The sequence below is a fragment of the Nocardia sp. NPDC057353 genome (assembly GCF_042667085.1).
Classification (GTDB): Bacteria; Actinomycetota; Actinomycetes; order Mycobacteriales; family Mycobacteriaceae; genus Nocardia.
Window position 1 is genome coordinate 88,011 of record NZ_JBHVAK010000011.1, and the last position, 22,886, is coordinate 110,896.

Annotated in this window: 23 protein-coding genes and 1 tRNA gene; 16 read left to right on the forward strand and 8 right to left on the reverse strand. The window is 72.4% G+C overall.

What is annotated here, in order from left to right:
- The first annotated feature begins 22 nt into the window (after positions 1 to 22).
- The 10 genes from ACFUUZ_RS08270 (at position 23) to ACFUUZ_RS08315 (ending at position 6,656) form a co-directional block, all read left to right on the forward strand.
- On the forward strand, positions 23 to 808 hold the full coding sequence (locus tag ACFUUZ_RS08270) for a DUF2637 domain-containing protein (RefSeq protein ID WP_378693932.1): 786 nt from the start codon (positions 23 to 25) through the stop codon (positions 806 to 808).
- A 6-nt stretch (positions 809 to 814) separates the two neighbouring features.
- Positions 815 to 2,167 carry an FtsK/SpoIIIE domain-containing protein gene (locus tag ACFUUZ_RS08275; protein ID WP_378693828.1) on the forward strand — a complete coding sequence of 451 codons (1,353 nt, stop codon included), beginning with the start codon at positions 815 to 817 and terminating at the stop codon, positions 2,165 to 2,167.
- 11 nt (positions 2,168 to 2,178) lie between these two features.
- On the forward strand, positions 2,179 to 2,409 hold the full coding sequence (locus ACFUUZ_RS08280) for a hypothetical protein (RefSeq protein ID WP_378693829.1): 231 nt from the start codon (positions 2,179 to 2,181) through the stop codon (positions 2,407 to 2,409).
- Entirely contained in the window at positions 2,409 to 2,645 is a 237-nt protein-coding gene (locus tag ACFUUZ_RS08285) for a hypothetical protein (RefSeq protein ID WP_378693831.1), read from the forward strand. Before ACFUUZ_RS08280 ends, ACFUUZ_RS08285 begins: the two co-directional genes overlap by 1 nt.
- The gene (locus ACFUUZ_RS08290; RefSeq protein WP_378693833.1) at positions 2,642 to 2,815 is read left to right on the forward strand and encodes a hypothetical protein; all 174 of its coding nucleotides are present in this window, start codon (positions 2,642 to 2,644) and stop codon (positions 2,813 to 2,815) included. Before ACFUUZ_RS08285 ends, ACFUUZ_RS08290 begins: the two co-directional genes overlap by 4 nt.
- A complete protein-coding gene (locus tag ACFUUZ_RS08295; protein ID WP_378693834.1) occupies positions 2,812 to 3,465 on the forward strand; it encodes a hypothetical protein in 654 nt (217 codons plus the stop codon). Before ACFUUZ_RS08290 ends, ACFUUZ_RS08295 begins: the two co-directional genes overlap by 4 nt.
- Positions 3,462 to 5,195 carry a replication initiator gene (locus ACFUUZ_RS08300; protein ID WP_378693836.1) on the forward strand — a complete coding sequence of 578 codons (1,734 nt, stop codon included), beginning with the start codon at positions 3,462 to 3,464 and terminating at the stop codon, positions 5,193 to 5,195. Before ACFUUZ_RS08295 ends, ACFUUZ_RS08300 begins: the two co-directional genes overlap by 4 nt.
- A 10-nt stretch (positions 5,196 to 5,205) precedes the next feature.
- A complete protein-coding gene (locus tag ACFUUZ_RS08305) occupies positions 5,206 to 5,424 on the forward strand; it encodes an excisionase family DNA-binding protein (RefSeq protein ID WP_378693837.1) in 219 nt (72 codons plus the stop codon).
- A complete protein-coding gene (gene xerC / locus ACFUUZ_RS08310) occupies positions 5,424 to 6,548 on the forward strand; it encodes a tyrosine recombinase XerC (RefSeq protein ID WP_378693839.1) in 1,125 nt (374 codons plus the stop codon). The genes ACFUUZ_RS08305 and xerC overlap by 1 nt, the downstream gene beginning before the upstream one ends.
- Positions 6,549 to 6,592: 44 nt before the next feature.
- Positions 6,593 to 6,656: transfer RNA gene (locus ACFUUZ_RS08315), tRNA-Phe, on the forward strand.
- 42 nt (positions 6,657 to 6,698) lie between these two features.
- Here ACFUUZ_RS08315 and ACFUUZ_RS08320 read toward each other — a convergent pair.
- Positions 6,699 to 7,727, reverse strand: a complete 1,029-nt coding sequence (locus tag ACFUUZ_RS08320) for an NADP-dependent oxidoreductase (protein ID WP_378693841.1) — start codon at positions 7,725 to 7,727, stop codon at positions 6,699 to 6,701.
- Positions 7,728 to 7,813: 86 nt separating this feature from the next.
- Here ACFUUZ_RS08320 and ACFUUZ_RS08325 point away from each other — a divergent pair, with 86 nt between their 5' ends.
- Positions 7,814 to 9,388 carry an MFS transporter gene (locus ACFUUZ_RS08325; RefSeq protein ID WP_378693843.1) on the forward strand — a complete coding sequence of 525 codons (1,575 nt, stop codon included), beginning with the start codon at positions 7,814 to 7,816 and terminating at the stop codon, positions 9,386 to 9,388.
- A 52-nt stretch (positions 9,389 to 9,440) separates the two neighbouring features.
- Here the strand turns inward: ACFUUZ_RS08325 and ACFUUZ_RS08330 are convergent, their stop codons facing one another.
- From ACFUUZ_RS08330 to ACFUUZ_RS08340, 3 genes are all read right to left on the reverse strand, one after another.
- Positions 9,441 to 10,142 carry a hypothetical protein gene (locus ACFUUZ_RS08330; RefSeq protein ID WP_378693845.1) on the reverse strand — a complete coding sequence of 234 codons (702 nt, stop codon included), beginning with the start codon at positions 10,140 to 10,142 and terminating at the stop codon, positions 9,441 to 9,443.
- A gap of 46 nt (positions 10,143 to 10,188) precedes the next feature.
- Positions 10,189 to 11,514, reverse strand: a complete 1,326-nt coding sequence (locus ACFUUZ_RS08335; RefSeq protein WP_378693933.1) for an FAD-binding protein — start codon at positions 11,512 to 11,514, stop codon at positions 10,189 to 10,191.
- A 63-nt stretch (positions 11,515 to 11,577) separates the two neighbouring features.
- Positions 11,578 to 13,593, reverse strand: a complete 2,016-nt coding sequence (locus ACFUUZ_RS08340) for an FAD-dependent oxidoreductase (protein ID WP_378693846.1) — start codon at positions 13,591 to 13,593, stop codon at positions 11,578 to 11,580.
- A 141-nt stretch (positions 13,594 to 13,734) separates the two neighbouring features.
- Between ACFUUZ_RS08340 and ACFUUZ_RS08345 the strand changes: the two genes are divergently transcribed.
- From ACFUUZ_RS08345 to ACFUUZ_RS08365, 5 genes are read left to right on the forward strand one after another with little or no spacing between them, the layout of a single operon-like run.
- Positions 13,735 to 14,772 (forward strand): ABC transporter substrate-binding protein, encoded by a 1,038-nt coding sequence (locus ACFUUZ_RS08345; protein WP_378693847.1) that lies wholly within the window; start codon positions 13,735 to 13,737, stop codon positions 14,770 to 14,772.
- 27 nt (positions 14,773 to 14,799) lie between these two features.
- Complete coding sequence (locus ACFUUZ_RS08350) at positions 14,800 to 15,582, forward strand: SDR family NAD(P)-dependent oxidoreductase (protein ID WP_378693849.1); 783 nt, start codon at positions 14,800 to 14,802, stop codon at positions 15,580 to 15,582.
- 1 nt (position 15,583) lies between these two features.
- Positions 15,584 to 16,738: an ABC transporter ATP-binding protein gene (locus tag ACFUUZ_RS08355; protein ID WP_378693851.1), complete on the forward strand. Its 1,155-nt coding sequence runs from the start codon at positions 15,584 to 15,586 to the stop codon at positions 16,736 to 16,738.
- Complete coding sequence (locus ACFUUZ_RS08360; RefSeq protein ID WP_378693853.1) at positions 16,735 to 18,465, forward strand: ABC transporter permease; 1,731 nt, start codon at positions 16,735 to 16,737, stop codon at positions 18,463 to 18,465. The genes ACFUUZ_RS08355 and ACFUUZ_RS08360 overlap by 4 nt, the downstream gene beginning before the upstream one ends.
- A gap of 15 nt (positions 18,466 to 18,480) precedes the next feature.
- Positions 18,481 to 19,245: an SDR family NAD(P)-dependent oxidoreductase gene (locus ACFUUZ_RS08365; RefSeq protein ID WP_378693855.1), complete on the forward strand. Its 765-nt coding sequence runs from the start codon at positions 18,481 to 18,483 to the stop codon at positions 19,243 to 19,245.
- Positions 19,246 to 19,288: 43 nt separating this feature from the next.
- Here the strand turns inward: ACFUUZ_RS08365 and ACFUUZ_RS08370 are convergent, their stop codons facing one another.
- The 4 genes from ACFUUZ_RS08370 to ACFUUZ_RS08385 all read right to left on the reverse strand — a co-directional run bounded on the left by ACFUUZ_RS08370 (position 19,289) and on the right by ACFUUZ_RS08385 (position 22,883).
- Positions 19,289 to 20,299: an MBL fold metallo-hydrolase gene (locus tag ACFUUZ_RS08370; protein WP_378693856.1), complete on the reverse strand. Its 1,011-nt coding sequence runs from the start codon at positions 20,297 to 20,299 to the stop codon at positions 19,289 to 19,291.
- Positions 20,296 to 20,631, reverse strand: coding sequence for an EthD family reductase (locus ACFUUZ_RS08375; protein WP_378693858.1), 336 nt, complete (start codon positions 20,629 to 20,631; stop codon positions 20,296 to 20,298). The genes ACFUUZ_RS08370 and ACFUUZ_RS08375 overlap by 4 nt, the downstream gene beginning before the upstream one ends.
- Positions 20,632 to 20,704: 73 nt before the next feature.
- On the reverse strand, positions 20,705 to 21,328 hold the full coding sequence (locus tag ACFUUZ_RS08380) for a TetR/AcrR family transcriptional regulator (protein ID WP_378693860.1): 624 nt from the start codon (positions 21,326 to 21,328) through the stop codon (positions 20,705 to 20,707).
- A 40-nt stretch (positions 21,329 to 21,368) separates the two neighbouring features.
- The gene (locus tag ACFUUZ_RS08385) at positions 21,369 to 22,883 is read right to left on the reverse strand and encodes a class I adenylate-forming enzyme family protein (protein WP_378693862.1); all 1,515 of its coding nucleotides are present in this window, start codon (positions 22,881 to 22,883) and stop codon (positions 21,369 to 21,371) included.
- Positions 22,884 to 22,886: the final 3 nt, after the last annotated feature.

Below are 22,886 nucleotides of genomic sequence, written 5' to 3' on the forward strand. Positions count from 1 at the left end.
CGTGTCCGAGCACTCGACGGCAATGCGGGCGGCCCGGTGGGTCGCGGTCCTGGTGATCGTGACCATCGGCGTCGCCGCCTTCGCTCTGTCCTTCGCCGCGCTCGAGGAGTTGGCGATCATGGCCCGCACGCCTGAGGACCTGGCGTGGCTGTGGCCGGTGATCGTGGACGGCACGATCATTCAGGCGACCATCTCCATGCTGGTCCTCGCGTCGGGGCCGGAGCGGCGCTGGTTCCTCGGGGTGCTGGTCTGCGGCGCCCTGGTCTCGGTGGTCGGCAACAGCGTGCATGCGGCGATGGCCGGGGAGCACCTGCCCTGGTGGGCCGCTGCCCTCGTCGCCGCGGTGGCTCCGGTGTCGCTGCTGGTGGACACCCACGGGTTGGCGATGCTGTTCCGCGCCTCCCAGCGCACCACCGCGGACCCGGTGCCTGAGGTGCCTGCCCCTGCTGCGGTGGTGGTCGAGTCGCGCCCGGCCGATCCCGGTCCGTCGGCGAAGCCGGTTCCGGTTCGGCGTCGCAAGCCCGCGGCTCGGCGTGATCCGGCCAGGGTCGCGAAGGCGATCGAGCTGCACAGCGATGGCAAGTCCTTCCCGGAAATTGCTGCCGCGCTGGGGGTCTCGACCTCGACGGCCCGCAACTACGTCGGCACGGCCAAGCCCGCCGACACCCCGGCTCCGGCTCCTGTGCCGGTCTCCGAGCCTGCTCCGGTGCAACTGGCTCCGGTAGCCGCTCCTCCTGCTCGTCCCGCTGTGCCACCTCGCGCGGTGACTCAGCCGATGCTGCCGCTCGCTGTGGCAGCAAGGGGGTAACCCGCCATGTCCTCTCTGGAAGCTCTCATGGTCACCACTACCGGCGTCGTCGGTGCTGGGCTGCTGACTTGGTGGCGATTCCTCGACCACCACACCACCCGCCCCAACTCCCTCGACCGGATCGTTGACGCTGCCCCGCCGGAGTTGCGGACCGCGGCGTTCATCCTGGCCGACCCTGCCCAGACCAACATCATGTTCGAAGCCCTCAAGCTCGGGGACCGCGAGGGCGGGTTCCCGCACGTCGTGGCCTGGGGCTACACCGACCACGGCATCGACGCCGAAGTGCAGCTGCTCGGCGGGCAGAAGCCGGGCGACTGGACCAACGACGACACCACCGCCACCCTGGCCACCTACTTCGCCGTCGGCGAGGTCACCGTCGTCTCGACCGAGCCGTCCCACGTCCGCATCCAGGTCCGGACCTTCGATGTGCTGGGCGAGACCATCGACGCCGGCGCGCCGGCCACCACACCCGCGGCGGAGGTGGTGACCGCGGCGTCGGTCGGGGTTGATCTGGAGTCGATCCCGGTCGGGGTGACCGAGCTTGGTACCCCGTGGCGGGTCCGCATCCTGTATGCCCACCTGCTCGTCGCCGGGGCCACCGGTTCGGGCAAGGGCTCGGTGCTCTGGTCGATCCTGGACGGGCTGGGTCCGGCGATCCGGGCCGGGCTGGTGGATGTGTGGATGGCCGACCCGAAAGGCGGCGCGGAGTTCGGGCGCGGCGAGGGGCGGCTGTTCGTCCGCTTCGGCGTCGACTCCGAATCCATCCTCGCGATGCTGCGCGAGGCCGTGGAGCTGATGCGTGAACGGCTGGCTCGGATGCGCCACGACGGGGTGCGCAAGCTCACCCCGACCATCGATGAGCCGCTGATCCTGATCGTCATCGATGAGGCGGCGTCGCTGTCGTCCTATGCCGAGCGGGACGAACAGAACGAGTTCCGGCGCCTGACCGGGCTGCTGCTGTCCCAGGGCCGGGCTGCCGGGTTCTCGGTCGTGGCCGCCTTGCAGGACCCCAGCAAGGAGACGATGCCGAACCGGCAGCTGTTCCCGGTCCGCATCGGCCTGCGCCTGGACGAGCCCACACAGACAGCGATGGTCCACGGCCAGGGTGCCCGTGATCGAGGTGCGCGCTGCGACAAGATCAGCGAGACCACCCCCGGTGTCGGCTACGTCGGCGAAGACGGCACCACCGGATTCGTCCGGGTCCGGGCCTTCTGGGTCGACGACGCCGCGGCGAACGCGATCGTCGACGCCTACTCCCCGGCCGGTCCCGATACCGCTCCGGCTGCGGATTACTCCGGGTTCGACCCCGATGACCTGGGCGATGGCGAGGGCACCGACCACGGGCCGGTGGCGGCGTGAGGCGCGGGTTCGTGACCGAGACGCACGTTGTCGTCTACTGCGATGACTGCGGGGAGCTCTACGCCGACCCCGATGACGAGTCGATCTGCTTCGACAGCAAGAACCAGGCCATCGCCTACCTCGCCGCGCTGCCCGTCGGCATCCGGTGGGTCTACGACGGCGACACCATCATCTGCCGCGATTGCCACCTCTCCGGCCGCTCCACCGACCGCGGCCTCTTTCCCGAAAACGAGGCGTTCTGATGTCCACTTTCCGAAACCTGTTCTCCGACAACCCCAACCACGACCGTGACCGCTCCGGCGAGCTGGTGGCAGATACCCGCGCCGAGCGTCGCTGCCGCTGGGAACGCTCCGGCGCCGACCCGCTGGCGGTGGTGGTGCACCTGCTGGCCGAGACCGGCGACGCTCCCGGCTGGCACCTCGACCTCGACCTGATCGCGGTCGACGGTGGGGATGACGACTGGCCGGAGGCGGCATGAACACCGAGTCCAAGCCCGCCGCCGAGCAGGTGCACCCGATCGTCGCCAAGGCCGCGGCTGGGATCCGCAAGCGCCGGACCCATACCCCGACCACGATCCCCTTCGCCCCGACTCCGGGACAGCTCGAACTCGACCTCTTCGCCCCCACCGACCCGGAGGAGCAGCCGTGAAGACCACCACCACGACCACCGAGCAGGGCACCGACCCATTCGACGCCATCCTCACCGGCGCGGGCTATGGCCTGCTCTACATCGGCTACGCCGCCGCGTTGGCGATCAAGTGGGCGGTCCTGTTCCCGGTCATTTCGGCTCCGCTCGGGTTCGCGGTGCTGGCCGGGGTCTTGCTGGGCTGGCCGGTCGGCCTCGGGCTCGGGCTGGTGTTCGCCGCGGGGATCATGCTCTGGCGGCGCAGTCGTCCGGAGATGTTCGAGCGGTGGGTCACCGCCCGCGCCCGCACCCGATTCCTGACCTGGTGGCGCTACACCCGCCGCTGGCGCCGCCTCCTGGCTGCCTGCAACCTCACCGTGAGCGAGGGTGAGCGTGTGTTCTGCCCGCGGCTGCTCTCGGTCGCGGTCGGTGCCTCCTCCGATGTGGTGCGGGTGCGGATGCTGGCCGGGCAGTCTCCGGCCGATTTCGAGAACCGTGCCGAGCACCTGGCCCATGCCTTCGGTGCCGATGCCGCCCGCGTCGCGATCACCGGTCCCGCGGTGGTCGAGCTGTCGTTGCGCTACGGCGACTCCCTGGCCGAGGTCGTCACGCTGCCCGCTCACCGGCACATCCCCGGTGGCCTGGGCTCGACCGACAAGAAGGATGCCGCATGACCGACACCGCCGCGGTGGTGAACGATGACCCGCCACAGCCCCCGACTCCTCGGGTGACTGCGGCGGATCGTCGTGCGCTCCCGAACCTCGACGCCATCGCCGAATCCGCCGCCGACAAGGAAGGCATCTGCTCGCGCGTCCTGCCGATGCGCGCGGTGGAGGTCGACACCGGCCGGGTGAGCTACATCGGCGCCCCGTGCAAGTCGACCCTGGATTCGGTGTGCCCGGCTTGCGCCAAAGCTGCCCGGTACGTGCGGATGATGCAGTGCAAGGAAGGCTGGTGCCTCGACGCCGAGCCGGAGGTTCCGAAGCCGGAAACCACTGCTGCACAGCATGATCTGCTCGGTGCTCGCGCGCACCTGTTCGGCGAGTACCAGAACGCCCGCGCCGCCGGAGACGACGACATGTGCGAATCCGTCGTCGCGCTGGTGGCCGAGCTGGACCAGGAGCTGCGCGAACTCGGGGTCCGTGGTCCGTTCCCGCCGCTGGAGGCCCGTCCGAAGCGCAAGGCCAAGTCCACGCGGCGCCGCGACGATGTCCCGGACCTGCCGCGGCTCAAGGTCGCCAAGACCACCGTGGGCCGGGAGTACGGCGGCAAGTACCGGCCCTCGACCTTCTTCACCCTGACTTTGCCGTCCTACGGGCACATCAACCGGGTACCCGATCCCAGCGGGGAGCAGGTCACCGACGGCTCCCCGCGTGACCCGGAGTCCTACGACTACACCCGGGCAGCGCGGGACATCGTGCACTTCAAGGCGTTGTGGGATCGGTGGGTGCAGAACCTGCGTCGCGCGGTGGGCTGGAATGTGCAGTACTTCGCCACCGTGGAACCGCAGAAGCGCGGCGCCCCGCACATCCACGTCGCCCTGCGCGGCAGCGTGCCGAATGCGGTGCTCAAGCAGGTCACCGCGGCGACCTACCGCAACATCTGGTGGCCGCATCACGACCGTGAGGTCTACCGCGACGGGCACATGCCGGTCTGGGACTACCAGGCCGATACCTTCGTCGACCCCGACACCGGCCAGCCGTTGACCTCCTGGGAGGACGCCCTGGCGGTCATGGACACCGTCGACGAGTTGGAGCCCTCGCACACGATCAGGTTCGGGGAGCAGTCCAAGCCGGTCCAGATCCTCGCCGGGTCCGATGAGCAGGAGCGCAAGGTGCGCTACCTGACCAAGTACCTCACCAAGTCCGTCTCGGAGATCCTGACCGCCGACAGCACGCGGGTGGCGGTGCACTACGACCGCCTGGAGGAGGAGTTGAAGCACACCCCGTGCTCGCCCACCTGCGGGGTGTGGCTGCGCTACGGCATCGTCCCCAAGAACGCCAAGGCCAAGATGGTCTCCGGCCGCTGCAAGGGCAAAGCCCACCGCCGCGACACCCTCGGACTACCCGGACAGCGCGTGCTGGCCTCCGGGCTGTGGACCGGCAAGACCGTCGCCGACCACAAGGCCGACCGCGCCGAGTTCGTCCGCCAGACCCTCGCCGCGGTCGGCATCACCCGGCCTGAGCGCCCGGAGCTGCGGATCACCCCGGTCCGTCCCGGTGACAAGGACGCTCCCCCGCGCTCGCATCTGATCATCGCCACCGTGTCCGAGCGCATCCGCCAGCGCGCCGAGTACGACTCCGCCCGCCTCGTTCTGGCCCAATCGCCACCGGGTGACGATAGAGAGCAGTCCATCGAACAAGTTGTACAGCAACGAAATTCGCAGTTCTCGGATGCGGCATAGGGGAGTCGATATGGTCGAGCGAGCAGAGTACGTGGGCGTCAAGGGCGCGGCGGTCTACCTCGGTACCGGTGAGCGGTTCATTCGGCGCCTGGTGGCCGAGCGGCGGGTGGTCTTCTACAAGGTCGGTGGGCTGGTGCGGTTCAAGGTCGCGGACCTGGAGGCGTACGCCCAGGCCGGTCGGGTGGAGGCGATCGAGGTCCGCTGGCACGGCGGTAGGGCGGTGGCCTGATGCCTGCCCGGCGCCGGTTCGGCAACGTGCGCAAGCTGCCGTCCGGGAAGTTCCAAGCCTCGTTCCTCGGACCGAATGGCAAACGGCAGAACGCGCCGCAGACCTTCCGGACGAAGACCGACGCTGATCGCTGGCTCGTTGCCGTGGAGGCGGACCTGAGTCGCGGTGCCTGGCTGGACGAGAAGCTGGGACGCCAGCCGTTCCGGGACTACGCGGCCGCGTACCTGCGCGACAACCCGGATGTCGGGCGCCGGTGGGCCGAGACCTGCGAGCGGAACATGCGGCTGCACCTGGTCGCGCTGCTCGACCTCCCGCTGATCGCGATCACGCCCCCGGTCGTCCGGACCTGGCACACGAACGCGCTCGCGGGACCGGGTGGCCGGACCTCCATCCAGCAGTCGTACCGGTTCCTCCGGGCGGTGATGAACCAGGCCAAGCGGGACAACGCGATTTCGGCAAACCCGTGCACGATCAAGGGTGCTGGCTCGGACCGGGCGAAGGAGCGGACCATTGCGACCACGGCGGAGGTGGCCGAGCTGGTCGACGCGATCACGCCGAGGTACCGAGCCGCGGTGCTGCTGGCTGCCTGGTGCGGGCTCCGCCGGGGCGAGGTGATCGGGCTCGCGACGACCGACCTCGATATGCCGGCCGGGCTGGTGTGGGTGCGCCGGACCCGTGAGGAGCTGCTGGCGACCGGCGAGGCGTTCGACAAGGACCCGAAGACCGACGCGGGCAAGCGGTCGGTGTCGATTCCGCCGCACCTGCGGCCGTACCTGGTCGAGCACCTGGAGAGCTGGGCGAGCCCGACGTGGCTGTTCGTGGGCAGGGACGGCCGGAGGATGCGGGGGAACGCGGTCTACCAGGCGTTCGTCCGGGCTCGGAACAAGGTCGGGGTGCAGGTGACCTTCCACGATCTGCGTCACACCGGGCAGACCCTCGCGGCCAGCACCGGGGCGACGCTGGCCGACCTCAAGAAGCGATTGGGCCACTCCTCGACGGCGGCGGCTGTGCGGTACCTGCACGCTGTCGACGGCCGAGACCGGGAGGTTGCCGCCGAGCTGAGCAAGCTGGCGGCGCGGGGGAGTGCCGCTGATCTGCCGCGAACCATCGTGGTCAAGCACTGATGGCGGGTTGCACGTGAATCGCACGCGGGCGAAAAACAGTCCTCTGAGCTGCGGATATTCCCCCGCCTGAAAAGCGGAAGGTCGCCGGTTCGATCCCGGCCCTGGCCACATCTCCCCCTGATCGCCCGTCGATCAGGGGGATTTCGCGTTTCAGGGCAGGTGGCAGAGGGTCTTGCCGACGGTGGCGCCGGAGAGCATGGCCACCAGGGCGGCGGGGGCGCGGTGCAGCCCCTCGAAGACGGTCTCCCGGTGCACGAGGCGGCCCGCGGCGAGGTGGTCGCCGATCTCGGCGCGCATGGGCTCGTCGAGATCGAGGAAGGAGCCTGCGCGGAAGCCCTGCAGGCGCAGCTGTTTGGCGACGATGGGGAAGAGGTCGGCGGGGGCGGGGGCGGGGGCGCCGTCGTAGGCGGAGACGGCGCCGCAGAGGGCGATGCGGCCGCCGGGGTTCAGGACGTCGAGTGCCGCGGCGAGGTGGTCGCCGCCGACATTGTCGAAGTAGGCGTCGATGCCGTCGGGGGCGGCGGCGGTGAGGGACCCGGTGAGCGAGCCCGCGCGGTAGTCGACGGCGGTGATGCCGAGTTCGTCGCGGAGGAAGGCGGTCTTGGCGGCGCCGCCCGCGGAGCCGATCACGGTGGCACCGCGCAGCTTCGCGAGCTGGGCGGCGAGGCTGCCGACGGCGCCCGCCGCGGCGGAGATCCAGACGGTGTCGGCGGGGCGCAGCTCCAGGACGCCGAAGAGCCCGGCGTAGGCGGTCAGCCCGGCGCTGCCGAGCGGGCCGAGGAACCACTGGGCGGGCAGGCCGCCGGTCCGGACGACGGCGGGGCTGCCGTAGCCGCCGATCGCCGCGGCATCGGCGCCGAGCAGGGCGTAGTCGCGGAACCCCTGGGTGTGCGAGACCAGTTCGCCGACGGCGAAGTCCGGGCGGCGGGAGGCGACCACCTCGCCGAGCGCGAGCCCCGCCAGCGGGTCGCCGGGGCGCAGCGGCGGCAGGTACCCCTTCGGCGTGGTCGCGGCGAGCCGGATCCGCACCGACGGGTCGATGGAGAGCCAGGTGTTGCGGACCAGCGCCTCGCCCTCGGCGAGCGGCGCCAGCGGCAGCTCGGTGAGCACCAGGTCGTCGGCGGCGATCCGGCCCTCCGGCCGCCGCGCCAGGCACACCAGTCGATTGGTCTCCGCCACTCTCGGCCTCCCGGGATCCGGCCCGCCGGGCTCCGGCGGACATTAAGGTGAATTCAGTTCAATTATCGTAGCGGGAGGTGTGGCCAATGGGCCGAGATGGGGCACCGGGAATCACCGCGCCGCTGCGGGTGCCGCGGCTGCGCATGCTGCTGCTGGTGCAGCTCGGGGTGAGCGTCGGGGTCTGGATGCTGGTGACGGTCGCGCAGTGGCTGCTCACCAGGGCGGGCGAGCCCGCGAGCGTGGTCTCGGCGGTGCAGCTGGCGGCGAGCCTGCCCTTCTTCCTGCTCGCGCTGCCGATCGCGGCGGTGGTGGATTCGGCGGGGCACCGGCGGGTGCTCACCGGCACCGCGCTGGCGCTCGCGCTCGCCGCCGCGTTGCCGCCGCTGGCGGAGTTGGCGGGGGTGCGCGGGGTGCCGGTGCTCATGGGCACGGTGTTCCTGGCCGGGGCCGGGCTGGCCGCGGTGGTGCTGGTCTGGCAGGCGCTGCTGCCCCGGCTGGTCGCCCCCGACCTGCTCGCGGTGGTCCCCGCGCTGGACGGCGCGGTGTTCAACGGGGCGCGGGCGCTCGGGCCGGTGCTCGGCGGCGGGCTGCTCGCCTGGTTCGGGGCGTCCCCGGCCTTCGTGGCGAGCGCGGTGCTCTTCGGGCTCTGCGCGGTGATCGCGGCGCGGTACGTCCCCGCCGACGCGGGTACCGCGCCCCGGCAGGGGTCGGTGCGGGCGGCGATGGGTACCGCGGCCAGGTTCATCCGGTACTCGCGCTGGACCAGGCGGCTGCTGCTGCGCGCGACCGCCTTCGGCGTTCCGGCAGGGTGTCTGTGGGCGCTGCTGCCGGTGCTGGCGGACGAGCGGCTGGACGCGAGCACGCTGGAGTTCGGGATCGTCTCCGGCGCGGTCGGGATCGGGGCGGTCTTCGGCACCGTCGCCGCCATGCCGCTGCGCGCCAGGACCAGCTGGAACCAGTTCGTGGCGCTGGGGTCGGTGGCCTACGCGGCGGTGCTGGCCGGGCTGGCGCTCGGCACGCGGGTGGAGCTCGCGGTGCTGCTCATGGTGGTCGCGGGCGCGGCGTGGGTGGGGGTGCAGAGCACCTGGATGGTGGCGGCCCACGCGGTGGTGCCGCGCTGGATCCGGACCAGGGTGATCGCCTTCGTCATGGTGGTCTTCCAGGGCAGCCAGGCCGTCGGCGCGCTGCTCTGGGGTGTGCTGGCCGACCGGATCGGGCTGGTGCCGACGGTGCTGGTCGCGGCGGCGGCCATGCTGGCGTCGGCAATCGGGGTGCTGCGCAACGGGCTCCGGCCGAGCACGGGGATCGCGCCGGATCCGGCGCCCGCGCGCGACGACCTCGCCTTCCCGGAGGGGGCCCCGGCGGGGCGGGTGATCGTGGAGACGACCTACCGGGTCGAGCCGGATCGGGTCACCGCGTTCCTGGCGGACGTCGCCGCGGTGCGGGTCTCCCGGCTGCGGCTCGGTGCGCTGCGCTGCACCCTGACCCGGCCCGCGGGCGCCGCGGGCACCTTCGTCGAGTTCTGCGTCTTCCGCAGCTGGGCGGAGTACCTGGCGCAGGAGACCGAGCGGCTCACCGTGCCCGAGCACCGGCTGCGGCTGAGCGTGGCGCGGCACCTCGCGGCCGAGCCGGAGCTGCGGGTGCTGGTCGAGCCGGGCTGAGCACGCCGCTGCCCCCGCACGGTTCGCGCGGGGGCAGCGGTCGAGCGTCAATTCACTTCGCCGGGAAGGGCGCGTTCACCGTGTTCGAGTACTGGATGAAGGCGGCGATGGCGACCGGGGCGCCGATCAGCAGCGCGCCGGCGATGGTGCCGATCGGGGCGAGCGCGGCGCCGCCGATCAGGCAGCCCGCGATCGGGCCCGCGCCGAACAGGGTGGCCAGCGGGCCGGTGAGCGCGGTGCCCGCGATTCCGCCGAGCACGCAGCCGATCAGGCCGGAGCCGACGCCGCCGATGACGGCGCTGACGGTGGAGGCCATGGAGATGGTGGAGGTCATCCTGGTCCAGGCCGCGACCTCGCGGTCGTAGGGGGTCTTCCAGGGGGCGCTGTCCTCGAAGGGCAGCGCGACCGGGTTGTAGCGGGCGCGGTCCATGGACAGCACCGGGGTCAGCCGGGCGGTGTTGCCGTCGATCTCGGCCTCGATCGGGAAGGCGATGTCGTCGTAGTTGTACTCCAGCGGCACCCCGGCCAGGATCTCGCCGCTCGCGGCGCGGATCTGGAAGTTGCCGTTCTCCACGATGAGCGAGCCGGAGTCGATGCTGATCACGGCGGCGGTGCCGTCGTGGTAGGCGCGGTAGTTCACGCCGGGGGCGACGTCGACGGAGAGGTCGGGGGCGGCCTGCGCCGCACCTGCGCCGACCGTGGTTGCGGTGAGGGCGAGCGCGAGGGCGACGACGGACTTGCGGAACCTGGACACAGGGGTATTCCTCATCTTCGAAGGGGTGGAGCGGTTTACAGGGGGATCAGGCGGCGGGCACCGCGGTCGCAGCGTCGGCGGCGGCGAGGCCGAAGACGAGCGCGGGGGCGAGCCCGCCGGTGTAGGCGTCGGCATAGAGGCCGCCGATATCGGAGCCCGCGGCGAAGAGCCCGGGCACGGTTCCGCCCGCGGCGGCGCGCACCCTGCCCTCCGGGGTGATCCGGATGCCGTGGAACGGGAAGGTCAGCGCGGGGCGGGTCTCCAGCACGTAGTACGGGCCGCGGTCCAGCGGTGCGGGGTCGTGCAGCCTGCCCGGCGCCGCGGCGGCGCCCGCGGCGTTGACCGCGCGGATTTGCTCGGCGATGGCGGCGCCGTCGTAGCCCCACTCGGCGGGCAGCATGGCGAGTTCGTCCAGGTCGGCGGCGATGCCGCCGCGCCCGCCGCGGCGCAGTGCGAGGTCGAACCGGTCCATGGCGACCGCGCCTGCGACGTAGCTGCCGAGGGTGTGCTCGCGGTAGACCCGCTCGTCGGCGATCAGCAGGCCGCGCGCCTCGGGGCGCTCGAGCAGCCGCATGGCGGTGAGGTGGTCGCCGAGCGTCTCGTCGGTGAAGCGGCGGCTCTCCAGGTCGAAGAGCAGCGCGTGCTCGCTGTAGTAGAGGGAGAGCGCGACGAAGTCGGCGGGGTCGCGGAAGTCGACCCCGGTCGGGACCAGGTGGCCGTAGAAGCCGGTCCCCGGCGTTCCGGTCTCGGCGCCTGCGGCTTCCGCGAGGCGGAGCCCGCCGCCGCTGCTCACCGGGTTGGAGCGCAGCGGCATGGCGGCGGCGTTCGGGTGGATGTAGCGGGCGGCGAGCTCGGGGTCGGCCTGGAAGCCGCCGGTGGCGATGATGGTCGCGGTGGCCGCGATCTCGCGCTCGGTGCCGTCCGGCAGGCGGACGGTCGCGCCGGTGACGGCGGCGCCGGATGTCCGCAGCGCGAGCGGCTCGGTCGAGGTGAGCAGCAGGCCGTCGGCGGCGACCCGCCTGCGGCAGGTCTCGACGTAGCGCGCCGTATCGAAGCTGTGGCCGACGCCGTAGCGCAGGATCGGGACCGCGGGGCCGAGTTCGACGCCGAGCCCGCTGATCCACTCCAACCCGGCCGGGAAGCCGTCGACCAGGGCGCGGCGCAGCTCCGGGTCGCCGTCCGGGTTCACCCGGTCCATCACCGCGTGCTCCGGTGCGGTCCACGCATAGCCCGCGAAGAGCGTGGAGCCGCCGACCGCGGGCGCCTTCTCGACCACGACCACCGATCCACCGCTGGCGAGCGCCCTGGTGGCGGCGGTGAGCCCGGCCATGCCCGCGCCGATCACGAGCACATCGGTGGTGATGGTCTGCATGGGCTGCTCCTCGGGCGGTGGGTCGGCGGTTGTGCTGGCGATCACAGTAGACATTAACTGAAGTCAGTTCAAGACCGAATGTGCGGCAGCTCTCCCTTCGGCGATGGCGTGCGCGACTCGGCGCGGGGTGAGCGCGTCGCCGATCGCCTGCACGCTGACCTGCGGAAGCGCGCTCAGCAGGGGAGCGGTCGGGGTGCTGATGCGCTCGCCTGCGATGACCACGCGATCACACGGGAGCGCGGCGGTCCGGCCGGAGAGCAGGTCGCGGGTGACGACCAGGGTGGGGGTGATCTCGGCGCAGGTCGTCTCGACGCGGAACTCCACCGGCTTGCCGAGGAGCCGCCTGCGCCACTGGACCCGGCTCTCCGCCGGGATGCCCGCGGCCACCGCCGGGCCTGGCACCAGCACGGTGACCCGCTCGGCGCCCGCCGCCAGCGCGGCGTCGACGGCGCCGAGCGCGGGCCAGTAGCCGAAGCCGTCGTCGACCACGACCACGTGCTCGCGCGGCTGCGGCCGGGCCGCGCCCGCCAGCACGGCGGTGGTGCTGTGGGCGCCGGGTGTCGTGGCCTCGATGGCGCCGGTGGCGAGGATGACGTCGGTGAATTCGGCCAGGTCGGCGGGGGTGGCGCGGTGGCCGACGGCGAGTTCGACGCCGTCGAGGTTGGCGGCGTAGTAGCGCAGCAGGCGGGTCCAGCCGGCGCGGTGCGGGGCCAGCGCGGCGAGGCGGAGCTGGCCGCCGAGCTCCGGTTCGGCCTCGAAGAGCGTGACGTCCGAGCCGCGCAGGCGGAAGGCCGCTTCCAGCCCTGCGGGTCCGGCGCCGACCACCGCGATCCGGCGCGCAGGCGCCTGCATTCGTCCGGATGGCTCGGGAGGCGCCACCCGTGGGGTGCGCGCCGGTGCCTGCGCTGCTCCGGACGACGGGTGCGCCGCGGCCGTCCCGCCTCGTCCCGGCCCGGTCCGCCCGGGGAACGGGGTGAGACGCAGGGGCTGGGCCGGGCGGAACTCCGCTCCAGGCGGCGCGAGCTCCGGGTTGACCGTGCACAGCAGCACCGGCGTGAAGGCTCGGCAGTCCTCGTTGCAGGAGACGCACGGGCGGATCAGGTGGTCCTCGCCGCGCAGCAGCTTGCGCGCGATGTCCGGGTCGGCGATGAACGGCCGCGCCATGCCGACCAGGTCGGCGCCGCCGCGCAGCGCCGCCGCCAGCTCGGCGCGCTCGCGGAAGGCCTGCGAGACCAGCAGCGGTCGGGTGGTGGCGGCGCGCAGCCGGGGGAGCGCGGCGAGCAGCGGCGGCGCCTCGGTCGCCATGTCCTTGACGTAGGTGGTGCGCACCCCGGCGGTGACGTTCAGGTAGTCGAAGCCGTCCAGCAGCCCGAGCAGCTCGACCAATCCTGGCAGGTCGAAGCCTGCCTCCTCGGCGCCCTCCAGCGAGACCCGGACGCCGAGCAGCAGCTCCGGGTGTGCGCCGCGCAGCTCGGCGAGCAGCCGCAGCAGCAGCGCGGCCCGCCCCGCTGCGGTGCCCGCGTCGGCGCGGTGGTTGCTCGCGGGGGAGAGGAACTGGGCCAGCAGGTAGCCGTGCGCGGCGTGCAGCTCGACGGCGGGGAAACCGGCCTCGACGGCGTGCCGCACGGAGGTCCCGAAGTCGGCGACCACCCGCTCGATATCCGCCTCGGTCATGGCCCGCGGCCGGGTCGGCTCGCGGGGTGAGCGCACCGCCGACGGCCCGACCGGGTGCGACCAGAGCTCGGCCCCCAGGGTCTCCCGGCCCAGGTGCACCAGCTGGCACACCGGCAGCGCGCCCTCCGCCGCGATGGCGGCGGCCCGGCGCCGCAGCCCGGGGATCGCCGCCGGTCGCCAGGCCTCGGTGATATTGCCCGCGCGGTTGGCCGAGTCCGGGCTCACCACGGTGCCGCCCGCGATCACCGCGGCGGCGCCGCCCGCCGCGCAGCGCCGCCAGTACTCGGCGTCGCCGGGGCCCGCGAGCCCGTACGCGACCGCTCCCGAGCCGTGCGCGGTGGCGACGATCCGATTGCCCAGCCGTAGCGGGCCGACGTGCAGCGGGGCGGAGAGATCGGGCGTCATAGGTCCTCCTCGAACTGGATTCAATTCACAGTGTGCACGCTAAGGTGATTGACACCACAGCCGAATCGACTTAGGTTCTCAAACTGACATCAGTTCAGTTTGGCCGGGAGCCCCCGACCAGTTCGTGGGAAGACAGCGCGCATGAGATCCCTGAGCAGAGCCGCCGCGGCGGTCGCCACCCTCGCCACCGCCGCCCTCGTGGCCGCCTGTGGCTCCGGTACATCGAGCAGCGGCCCGGTCGGCGGGAGCTGGGAAGACGTGGTCGCCGCCGCCAACGGCGAGGGCAAGGTCATGCTGTACTCCAGCCAGAAGCCCGCCAACCTCGAGGTGCTGGAGCGGGAGTTCGAGGCGGCCTACCCGCAGATCGACCTGGAGTTCGTGCGCGGCACCGACCCGGACATCAACCCCAGGGTGGAGACCGAGAACCGCACCGGCCGCGGCATCGCGGACGTGCACATGCTCACCGACGCCAACTGGATCTCGAACGCCGCGGACTCCGGCCAGTACTCCACCGCGCTGGTCGGCCCCGCCCTCGACGCGCCGGAGTACACCCCCGCCGAGAGTGTGCTGAACGATCGCTTCGCGCTCACCAGCGCCGCCGTCTTCGCGCTCGGCTGGAACACCACCGCCGTCCCGGAGGGGCTGAGCGACCCGCGCGACCTGCTCGACCCGAAGTTCCAGGGCAAGATCGGCATCGTCAACCCGACCGGCATCGCCTCCTACGTCGACCTGTACCGGTACTACGCCGAGACCTACGATGCCGACTACTGGGAGCGGCTGGCCGAGCTGCGGCCGCGGGTCTACCCGAGCGCGCTCGGCATCGCGCAGGCGCTCACCTCCGGCGAGATCAGCGCGACCCCGTCGGTGCAGCCGCTCACCACCGAGGTCGCCCAGGGCGCGCCGGTGAACTGGGCGCTGCCGCAGTCGCCGTGGGGAACGCCCTGGTACACGCACGCGCTGAGCGCGGCGCCGCACCCGAACGCCGCGCAGGTGCTGGTCGACTTCATGGTCACCGGGGCGGGCCAGGCCGCGCTGAACTCCGGCTACGCGGCCGCGCTGCCCGACGTCCCCGGCGCGGTGGTGCAGGCGCAGACCATCACGCTGCCGGAGACCGCCGACCTCACCCCGGACAAGGTCTCGGCCTACTCGCAGGAGTGGTCGCGCCGCTTCCAGGGCTGACCACCGGCTACCGAAGGGGAATTCGTCATGGCTGAGCTCGCCGAGCCGCTGCGCGGCGTGAGCGTCCTGGTCACCGGGGCGGCCGGAGGGATAGGCGGCGCCTGCGCCGAGCTCTTCGCCGCCCGCGGCGGCACCGTCTACCTGACCGACGTGGACGACGCGGCGGGCCGCGACCGGGCCCGCCGGATCGGGAAGGGCGCGCACTACCGGCACCTGGACGTCGGCGCGGAGGAGGACTGGAACGCCGTGGTCGCGGAGATGTCGTGGGCCGGGCACCGGCTCGGCGTGCTGGTGAACTGCGCGGGCACGGCGCTCAAGGCGCCGCTGGCCGAGACCAGCCTGGCGCAGTTCCGGAAGATGCTGGACCAGCACCTGGTCGGCACCTTCCTGGCGCTGCGCACCGCGGCGAGCGCCATGGCCGACGGCGGCGCGGTGATCACCGTCTCCTCGGTGCGCGGCGTGCTCGCCACCGCCGGGCTCGGCGCCTACGGCTCGGCGAAGTTCGGTGTACGCGCGCTGACCAGGGTGGCCGCGCTGGAGCTGGCCGAGCGCGGGATCCGGGTGAACTCGATCTGCCCCGGCAGCATCGAGACCGACATCACCGCGGGTCCCGGCTTCGCCGACGACGACGTGGCCGCCTACGTCCGCGGCATCCCGCTGGGCCGCAGGGGCACCCCGGCCGAGGTGGCCGCGGCCGCGCTCTTCCTGGCAGGCGAGGACAGCCGCTACATCACCGGCACCGACCTGCTCGTCGACGGCGGGATCGCCGCCGGCGTCCGCACCCCCCGTCTGCAACCCCAGAAGGCATGAGATGAGTTCGCAGTTCACAGTTTCCGGTCTGACCAAGACCTACGGATCGAATGTCGTCGTCGACCATCTCGACCTGGAGATCGCCGACGGCGAGTTCCTGGTGCTGCTCGGGCCGAGCGGCTGCGGCAAGACCACGACGCTGCGCTGCCTGGCCGGGCTGGAGAACCCCGGCGGCGGCAGCATCCGGTTCAAGGACCGCACCGTCTTCGACGCGGCAGGCCGGGTGAACGTGCCCGCGCACAGGCGCAATATCGGCATGGTCTTCCAGTCCTACGCGCTCTGGCCGCACATGACGGTCAGGCAGAACATCCGCTATCCGCTCAAGGTCCGCAAGCTCAAGCAGGCCATCGCGGACGGCGCGGTCGAGGCCGCCGCCGACATGGTGGACTGCGGGCAGCTGCTCGACCGGTACCCGTCCCAGCTCAGCGGCGGGCAGCAGCAGCGGGTCGCGGTGGCGCGCGGGCTGGTCGCCGCGCCCGACCTGGTGCTCTTCGACGAGCCGCTGAGCAACCTGGACGCCAGGCTGCGCGACCAGGTGCGCTCGCAGATCCACCAGCTGCACCAGCGGCTCGGCTTCACCGCCGTCTTCGTCACGCACGACCAGTCCGAGGCGTTCGCGCTCGGTGACCGGCTCGCCATCATGAAGGCCGGGAAGATCGAGCAGTACGACACCCCGGAGCGGGTCTTCGAGAACCCGGTCTCCGAGTACGTCGCCGCCTTCATCGGGATGGCGAACCGGCTGGAGCTGCTCCGGGACCACGACGGGTGGCGCACGGCCGCGGGCGATTCCGTGGACCTGGCGCACGCCGTGGTGCGGGATCGGGCGGATCGGGGCGATGCCGCGGTGGCTCGGCTGCGCCCGGAGGACCTGCTGCTGCACGGGTCGGCGGGCGAGGTGCCGCTGGGCAATGTGGCGCTGCACGCCGAGCTGGCCGGGTACGAGTACGGCGGCAGACACTACGACGTCGCGGTCGAGACCGGCGGCTCGCGGCTGACGCTGCGCGCCCCGGCCGCCGAGCACGGCTCCGCGCTGCGCAACAGCGCGCCCGGCGCACCCGTGCTGATCAGCTTCTCGCCCGCCGCGCTGCGGGTGTTCCCGGCCGCGGGCGCCGCGGCCGTCGAGCGCGCCACCGTCGCCGCGGGGGATCCGCGATGACCGCCCTCGACACGCCGGTGCGCACCGCCGACCCGGTCGAGCCGCCGCCCGCGCGCCGCGGCTTCGCACTGCCGGACGGCTGGCGGCAGCGCCTCGGCTACCTGGCGCTGCTCGCGGTGCTGGCCTACCTGGTCGTGTTGCCGATGCTGCGGCTGCAGGCGCTGGCCTTCGAGAACGGCGGCCAGGGGTACCGCAACCAGTACGGCCGCTACGACATCGGGGAGACCATCCGCACCACGGTCGCGCTGGCGCTCGGCTCGCTGGTGATCGCCATGGTGCTCGGGACCCTGCTCGCCTTCGCCGCGAGCAGGCTGCCGGACCGGCTCGGCTTCCTGCGCATCGTGCCGATCCTGCCGATCGTGCTGCCCGCGGTGGCGAACGTGGTGGGCTGGGCCTTCCTGCTCTCGCCGGGCCCCGGCTACCTGAACGTGCTGCTGCGCGAGCTGCCCTGGTGGAGCGGGACCGACTCCGGCCCGGTCGACGTCTACACCGTGCCGTGGATCATCGTGCTGACCGGCTTCGGGCTGACCTCGTTCGTGTACCTGTTCGTCAGCGCGGGCATGCAGAACATCGGCGCCGAGCACCTGGAGGCGGCGCAGACCAGCGGGTCGTCGACGTTCCGGATCTTCTTCACCATCGTGCTGCCGCTGCTGCGGCCCTCGCTCATCTACGGCGGCGGCATCGCCTTCCTGCTCGGGCTCGGCCAGTTCACCGGGCCGCTGCTGCTCGGACAGAACTACGGCGTGCAGGTGCTGACCACCGAGATGTACCGCCGGGTCTCGGAATCGCCCTCGGACTTCGCCGCCGCGGCCGCCGCGGGCTCGCCGCTGGTGATCCTCGGCATCGCGCTGGTGCTGATCCAGAAGGTGCTGCTGGGCAACCAGACCCGCTTCGTCACGCACGGGGGCAAGGCGTTCGCGCCCTCCGGCGGCCGCAGCACCTGGGCCGCGCTCACGCTCATCGGGTACGCGCTGCTCGCCCTGGTGGTGCCGCTGGCCGGGCTGGTGATCGTCTCGCTCACGCCGTACTGGTCCGGCTCGCTCACGTGGGACATGCTGACGCTGGACAACTTCCGCACGCTGGGCTCCAACTCGGCCATCGTGGAGTCGGTGCTCACCAGCGTCTCGACCTCGCTCGGTGCGGTGCTGATCTGCGTGCCGATCGGCTACGTCATGGCGACGCTGCTGGTGCGCGGCAGGCGCTTCCGGATTCTCGCACTGCTCGGCGACCTGATCACCGCGCTGCCGCTCGGCATCCCCGCGGTCATCTTCGGCGTCGGCTTCCTGCTCACCTACACCGAGCCGCCGTTCATCCTCTACGGCACCCGCACCGTGATCATCCTGGTCTACATCGTGCTCATGCTGCCCTTCGCGACCCGCATGCAGATGACCGCCATGCTGGCGCTCGGCAACACCTACTCGGAGGCCTCCGCCACCAGCGGGGCATCGCCGCTGGTGACCACGCTGCGGGTCATGCTCCCGCTCATGCGCCCGACGGTGCTGAGCGCCGTCGCGCTCATGTTCATCCTGCTGACCCACGAATTCGCCGCCTCGCTGCTGGTCCGCGCCTCGACCACGCAGGTCATGGGCACGCTGCTCTTCGACCTCTGGCAGAACGGCTCGTACCCGCTGGTGGCGGCGATGGCGCTGCTCATGACGGCGGTGACGACGGTCGGTGTCGCCGCGGCCATGGCGGTCGGCGGGCGCAATGTGCTGAGCAAGCTCTGATCTGAGAGGGACGGTATGGCTGCGGGCGAGACCCGGCTGGAAGGCAAGGTCGTGCTGGTCACCGGCGCGAGCGGCGGGATAGGGGTGGAGATCGTGCGCAGGCTCGCCGCCGAGGGGGCGGTGGTGGTCGCCACCGACCTCGACGCCGAGCCGTGCGAGCGGGTGCTCGCCGACCTGCCCGCCCCGGGGCGGCACACGGCGCTGGCATTGGACATCGCCGACGAAGAAGCATGGAAAACGCTGTGCGCCGCCGTTTCCGACCGCTTCGGCGGGCTGGACGCGCTGGTCAACAATGGCGCCATCGGCAGTATCGGCAGCGTCGTCGACGAGGAGCTGGCCCGCTACGAGCGGGTGATCGCGGTCAGCCAGACCGGCACCTGGCTGGGGATGAAGCACGCCGGGGCGCTCATCGAGCGCTCCGGCGGCGGCTCGATCGTGAACCTCTGCTCGATCCTCGGCACCGTCGGCGGGCTCGGCAACAGCCTCGCCTACGCCGCCGCCAAGGGGGCCGTGCGCACCATGACCAAGAACGCCGCGCTGCACTGGGCGTGCGCCGGGGTCCGGGTGAACTCCGTCCACCCCGGCTTCATCGGCACCGCCCAGCTGCTCGAACGCTTCCAGGGCAGTGAGCGGCACGCCGCCATGCTCGCCGGCACGCCCATGGGCAGGCTCGGCGCGGCCGAGGAGGTCGCCGCCGCCGTCGCCTTCCTGGCCGGGGACGACGCCACCTACATCACCGGCACCGAGCTCTACGTGGACGGCGGCTGGACCGCCGCCTGACCCCGGCTGCGGCGGCTGGCCCGGCTCGAGGACGGGCCGGTCCTCAGCGCGCAGGGCGAAAGATATCCACTCCGTCGCGCTCCGCGACCCGCACCGCACCCCTGGCGGCCAGGACGTCGAGGTGGGCGAGGGTTTCGCAGACGGCGATCATGCGATTGAAGGTGTCAAGCTCGGCGAGGGCGCGGCGGCGCCGAGTCCAGGGCAGGACGCTGGCGAGCTGCAGTGCGGTGGCGGCATCGGTGTGGACGGCGCGGATCTCGGCGAAGCGGCGCTCGTGGTGGGCGAGGAGTTCGCGGGCGCGGGCGGCGGTGCTGCCGCCGGGGGCGCCGTGCGCGGGGAGCATGACGTTGTCGGTCTCGGCGGCGGTGCAGAGTGCGAGGGAGTCGAGGAAGGCGGCGAGCGGGAGGTCCCACGGGCCGAGTTCGAAGCCGATGCTGGGGGTGATGGTGGGGAGCAGGTGGTCGCCGGTGAAGAGCAGCCCCGCGGCGGGGTCGTGGAAGACCAGGTGGCCCTTGGTGTGGCCGGGAGTGGCGATGGCGTGCAGGGGGCGGCCGGGGAGGTCGATGCGGCCGGGGGTGAGCCAGGTGTCGGGGTCGGCCCAGTCGGCGGCGTCGAAGGGTTCGTCGACCGTCAGTTCCCTGGCGGCGGCGGCGAGGTCGGCGGCGCCCGCGCGGCGGAGTTCGCGCAGCGAGCTCTCCGGGACATTGCTGCCGAGGCGGCGCAGCGCGGCCAGCCCGGGCGCCTCGCCGACGCCGAGGTGGACCCGGCAGCCGTGGCGGCGGCGCAGCTCGACGCCGAAGGTGTAGTGGTCGCGGTGGATGTGCGTGACGAAGACGTCGTGGATCTCGTCCGGGCGCCTGCCGATGCCGGCGAGCGCGCTGCTCAGCTCGCGGTAGGTGTCGGGGCGGTGCCAGCCGCCGTCGATCAGGGCGAGCCCGGCGTCGGTCTCCAGCACGTAGACGTTCACCGCGCGCAGCCCGTCCTGCGGCAGCGCGAGTGGTGCGCGGAAGACCCCGTCCGCGACGGGGTGGCAGCCGGGCTCGGCCCAGGTCATGGCGCCGGGTCGGCGAGCGGCACCAGGGTCTGCTCGTCGCCGAACCAGATCATCCTGCGGCCGCGCATGCTGCCGACGTGCTCGACCGCGGCCTTCCACTCGGGGCTGGCCAGCGCGGCGTCGAGCGCGGCGCGGTCGGCGAAGCTGAGCACTGAGAGGCCGTCCCAGCCCGCCGAGCGCTCATCGGCGCTGTCCAGGATCTCGGTGTGCTGCCAGCGCAGCAGCCCGGGCAGCGGGTAGGTCACCTCGGCGTGTTCGCCGCGCCACCACTCGATGAACTGCTCGTGCGTCCAGTCGCCGGGGCGGGCGGCGAGCACCATGAGGTTGTACATCCGTACTCCTAACCTGAATTCTGTTCTGTTTCGATGGGTAGCGGCGGCCCCGGAATTTCCGGGGCGGGCCGGGTTACTTGCGGACCACGCGGACCGCGGCGTCGCTCACCGTCTCGATGATCCGGTCCAGGGTGAGCGGGCCGTCCGGGCGGTACCAGCGCCAGACGCTGATGATCATGCCGAGCACCAGCCTGCCCAGGGTGCGCGGGTCGTCGCCCGCGAAGTCGCCGGACTCGATGCCGCGCTGCACCAGCCCGGTCCAGCGCGCCTCGATCTCCTGCACCAGCTCGCGCGAGCGCAGCCGCTCGGCCTCCTCCTTCTCCGACTGTCGGGGCGCGGCCAGCAGGTCCATGTGGTTCTGCAGGATGCGGCGCTGCAGCGCGTCGCTCGGGGTGGCGGCGAGCGCGCCCGCGACGGCGGCGCGCAGCGCGGTGGCCGGGTCGTCGACGCCGTCGGTCGCGACGTCGAACCGCTCGACCGAATCGGCCAGCTCCAGCCGCATGATGGTGAGCAGGCAGTGCGCCTTGGACTCGAAGTAGTGGTAGAGCGCGGTCTGGCCGATGCCGACCTCGTCCGCGATCGACGCCCACTTGGTGTGGTCGTACCCGACGCGGCCGAACTGCTCGATCGCGACCGCGAGAATATTGCTCCGCTTGGAGCGTGGACTCTCTCGGCGCGTTCCGGTATCGACGGTCATCAGCGGTGCCCCCAGTCGCTAGGTGGTGAATTGAGCAACTCTACCGCGCCTGAGATGAACTCGGGTCAAAAGTGGCGAGTCGGGTCGCCATGCGCACGGCATCGGGCCGGGACAGCTTGCCGACCCGGTTCTGCGGCAGGTCGTCGACGGTGAAGAGGTACTCCGGCCACTTGAACTTGGGAAAGCCGGAGTTCGCCAGCGCTGCGGTGACCTCGGCCAGCCCGAGCGGCGCGCCGCCGGTGACGACGAGCGCCGCGGCGCGCTCGCCGAGCAGGTCGTCGGGGATCGGGACCACGCAGACCTGCACGATGCCGGGCAACCCCGCGATCGCGGCCTCCACCTCGTTGATGTCGATATTGCGCCCACCCCGGATGATGATCTGTTTCTGCCGCCCCATCACGCGGATGGAGCCGTCGGCGGCCACCTCGACCAGATCCCCGGTCGGCAGGAAGCCGTCCGGGGTGAGCTCCGGCGGGACGGGCGCCCCGGCGCGGGCATAACCGACGAAGAGCGATGGGCCGCGGACCTGCGCGTCGCCGATCTCGCCCGGCGGCAGCGGATTTCCGGCCTCGTCGACGGCGCGCACCACGGTGCCCGCGAACGGCCTGCCGTCCCGGCCGAGCCGGATGCCCGGCGGGTCGTCGAGCCGGGGAGTGGTGTGCCCGAGGCACTCGGACATGCCGAAGACCCGCAGGAAGGTGGTGCCGAGCTGCTCCTCCGCCGTAGCGAGGGCGCGCTCGTTCATGGGGCCGCCGCCGATGGTCATGGCGCGCATGGTGGTGAGCGTGCCCGCCGAGCCGTCGACCACGGAGAGCTGCAGCGCCATGGTCGGGACCAGCATGGTCCAGGCGACCCGGTGCTCGGCCATGGCGGTGAGCGCGTCGGCGGGGGACCAGCGGCTGCGGCAGACCATGTGCCCGCCGAGGAAGGCGGGCAGGTACATGCCGAAGCAGAAGGCGGCGACGCTGGAAAGCGGGACGAAGGCGCCGACCGCCTCGCCCGGCCGCAGCCCGACCGCCTCGATGGTGCGGGCGCAGGCATAGCGGATGGCCTCCTCGGACTGCACCACGCACTTCGGTCGGCCGGTGGAGCCGGAGGTCATGGCGATGGCGGTGCCACCGCGCCAGCGGGCGACGTCGCCGAACGGGCCGGGGCGGGCGCGCAGCTCGTGCGTGCCGAAGGCGGCGTCCGCGACCGGGAAGGTCGCGGCGGGGACGGCCCAGCGCTCCAGTGCCTGCGGCTCGGCGACGACCAGGTCCGGGGCGATGTCGGCGACCGCGAGTTCGAACTCGGCCGGGGTGGCGTGCGGGCTGAAGACCGCGACGACGCCGCCGCGCAGCCCGACCGCCACCGCCGCGGCCAGCGTGCGCCAGGTGTTGTCGGCCTGGATGAGCACGGTCGGGGCGCCGTCGTGCAGCGCGGCGATGCGGGCGGCCAGCTGCTCGGCGGCGGCCGCGACCGCGCCGAGGGTGTGGGTGCCGAGTTCGTCGAGCACCGCGGGGCGGTCCGGGGTGTCCCCGGCCCGCTCGATCAGTTCTTTCGCCAGAAGTTTCATCGT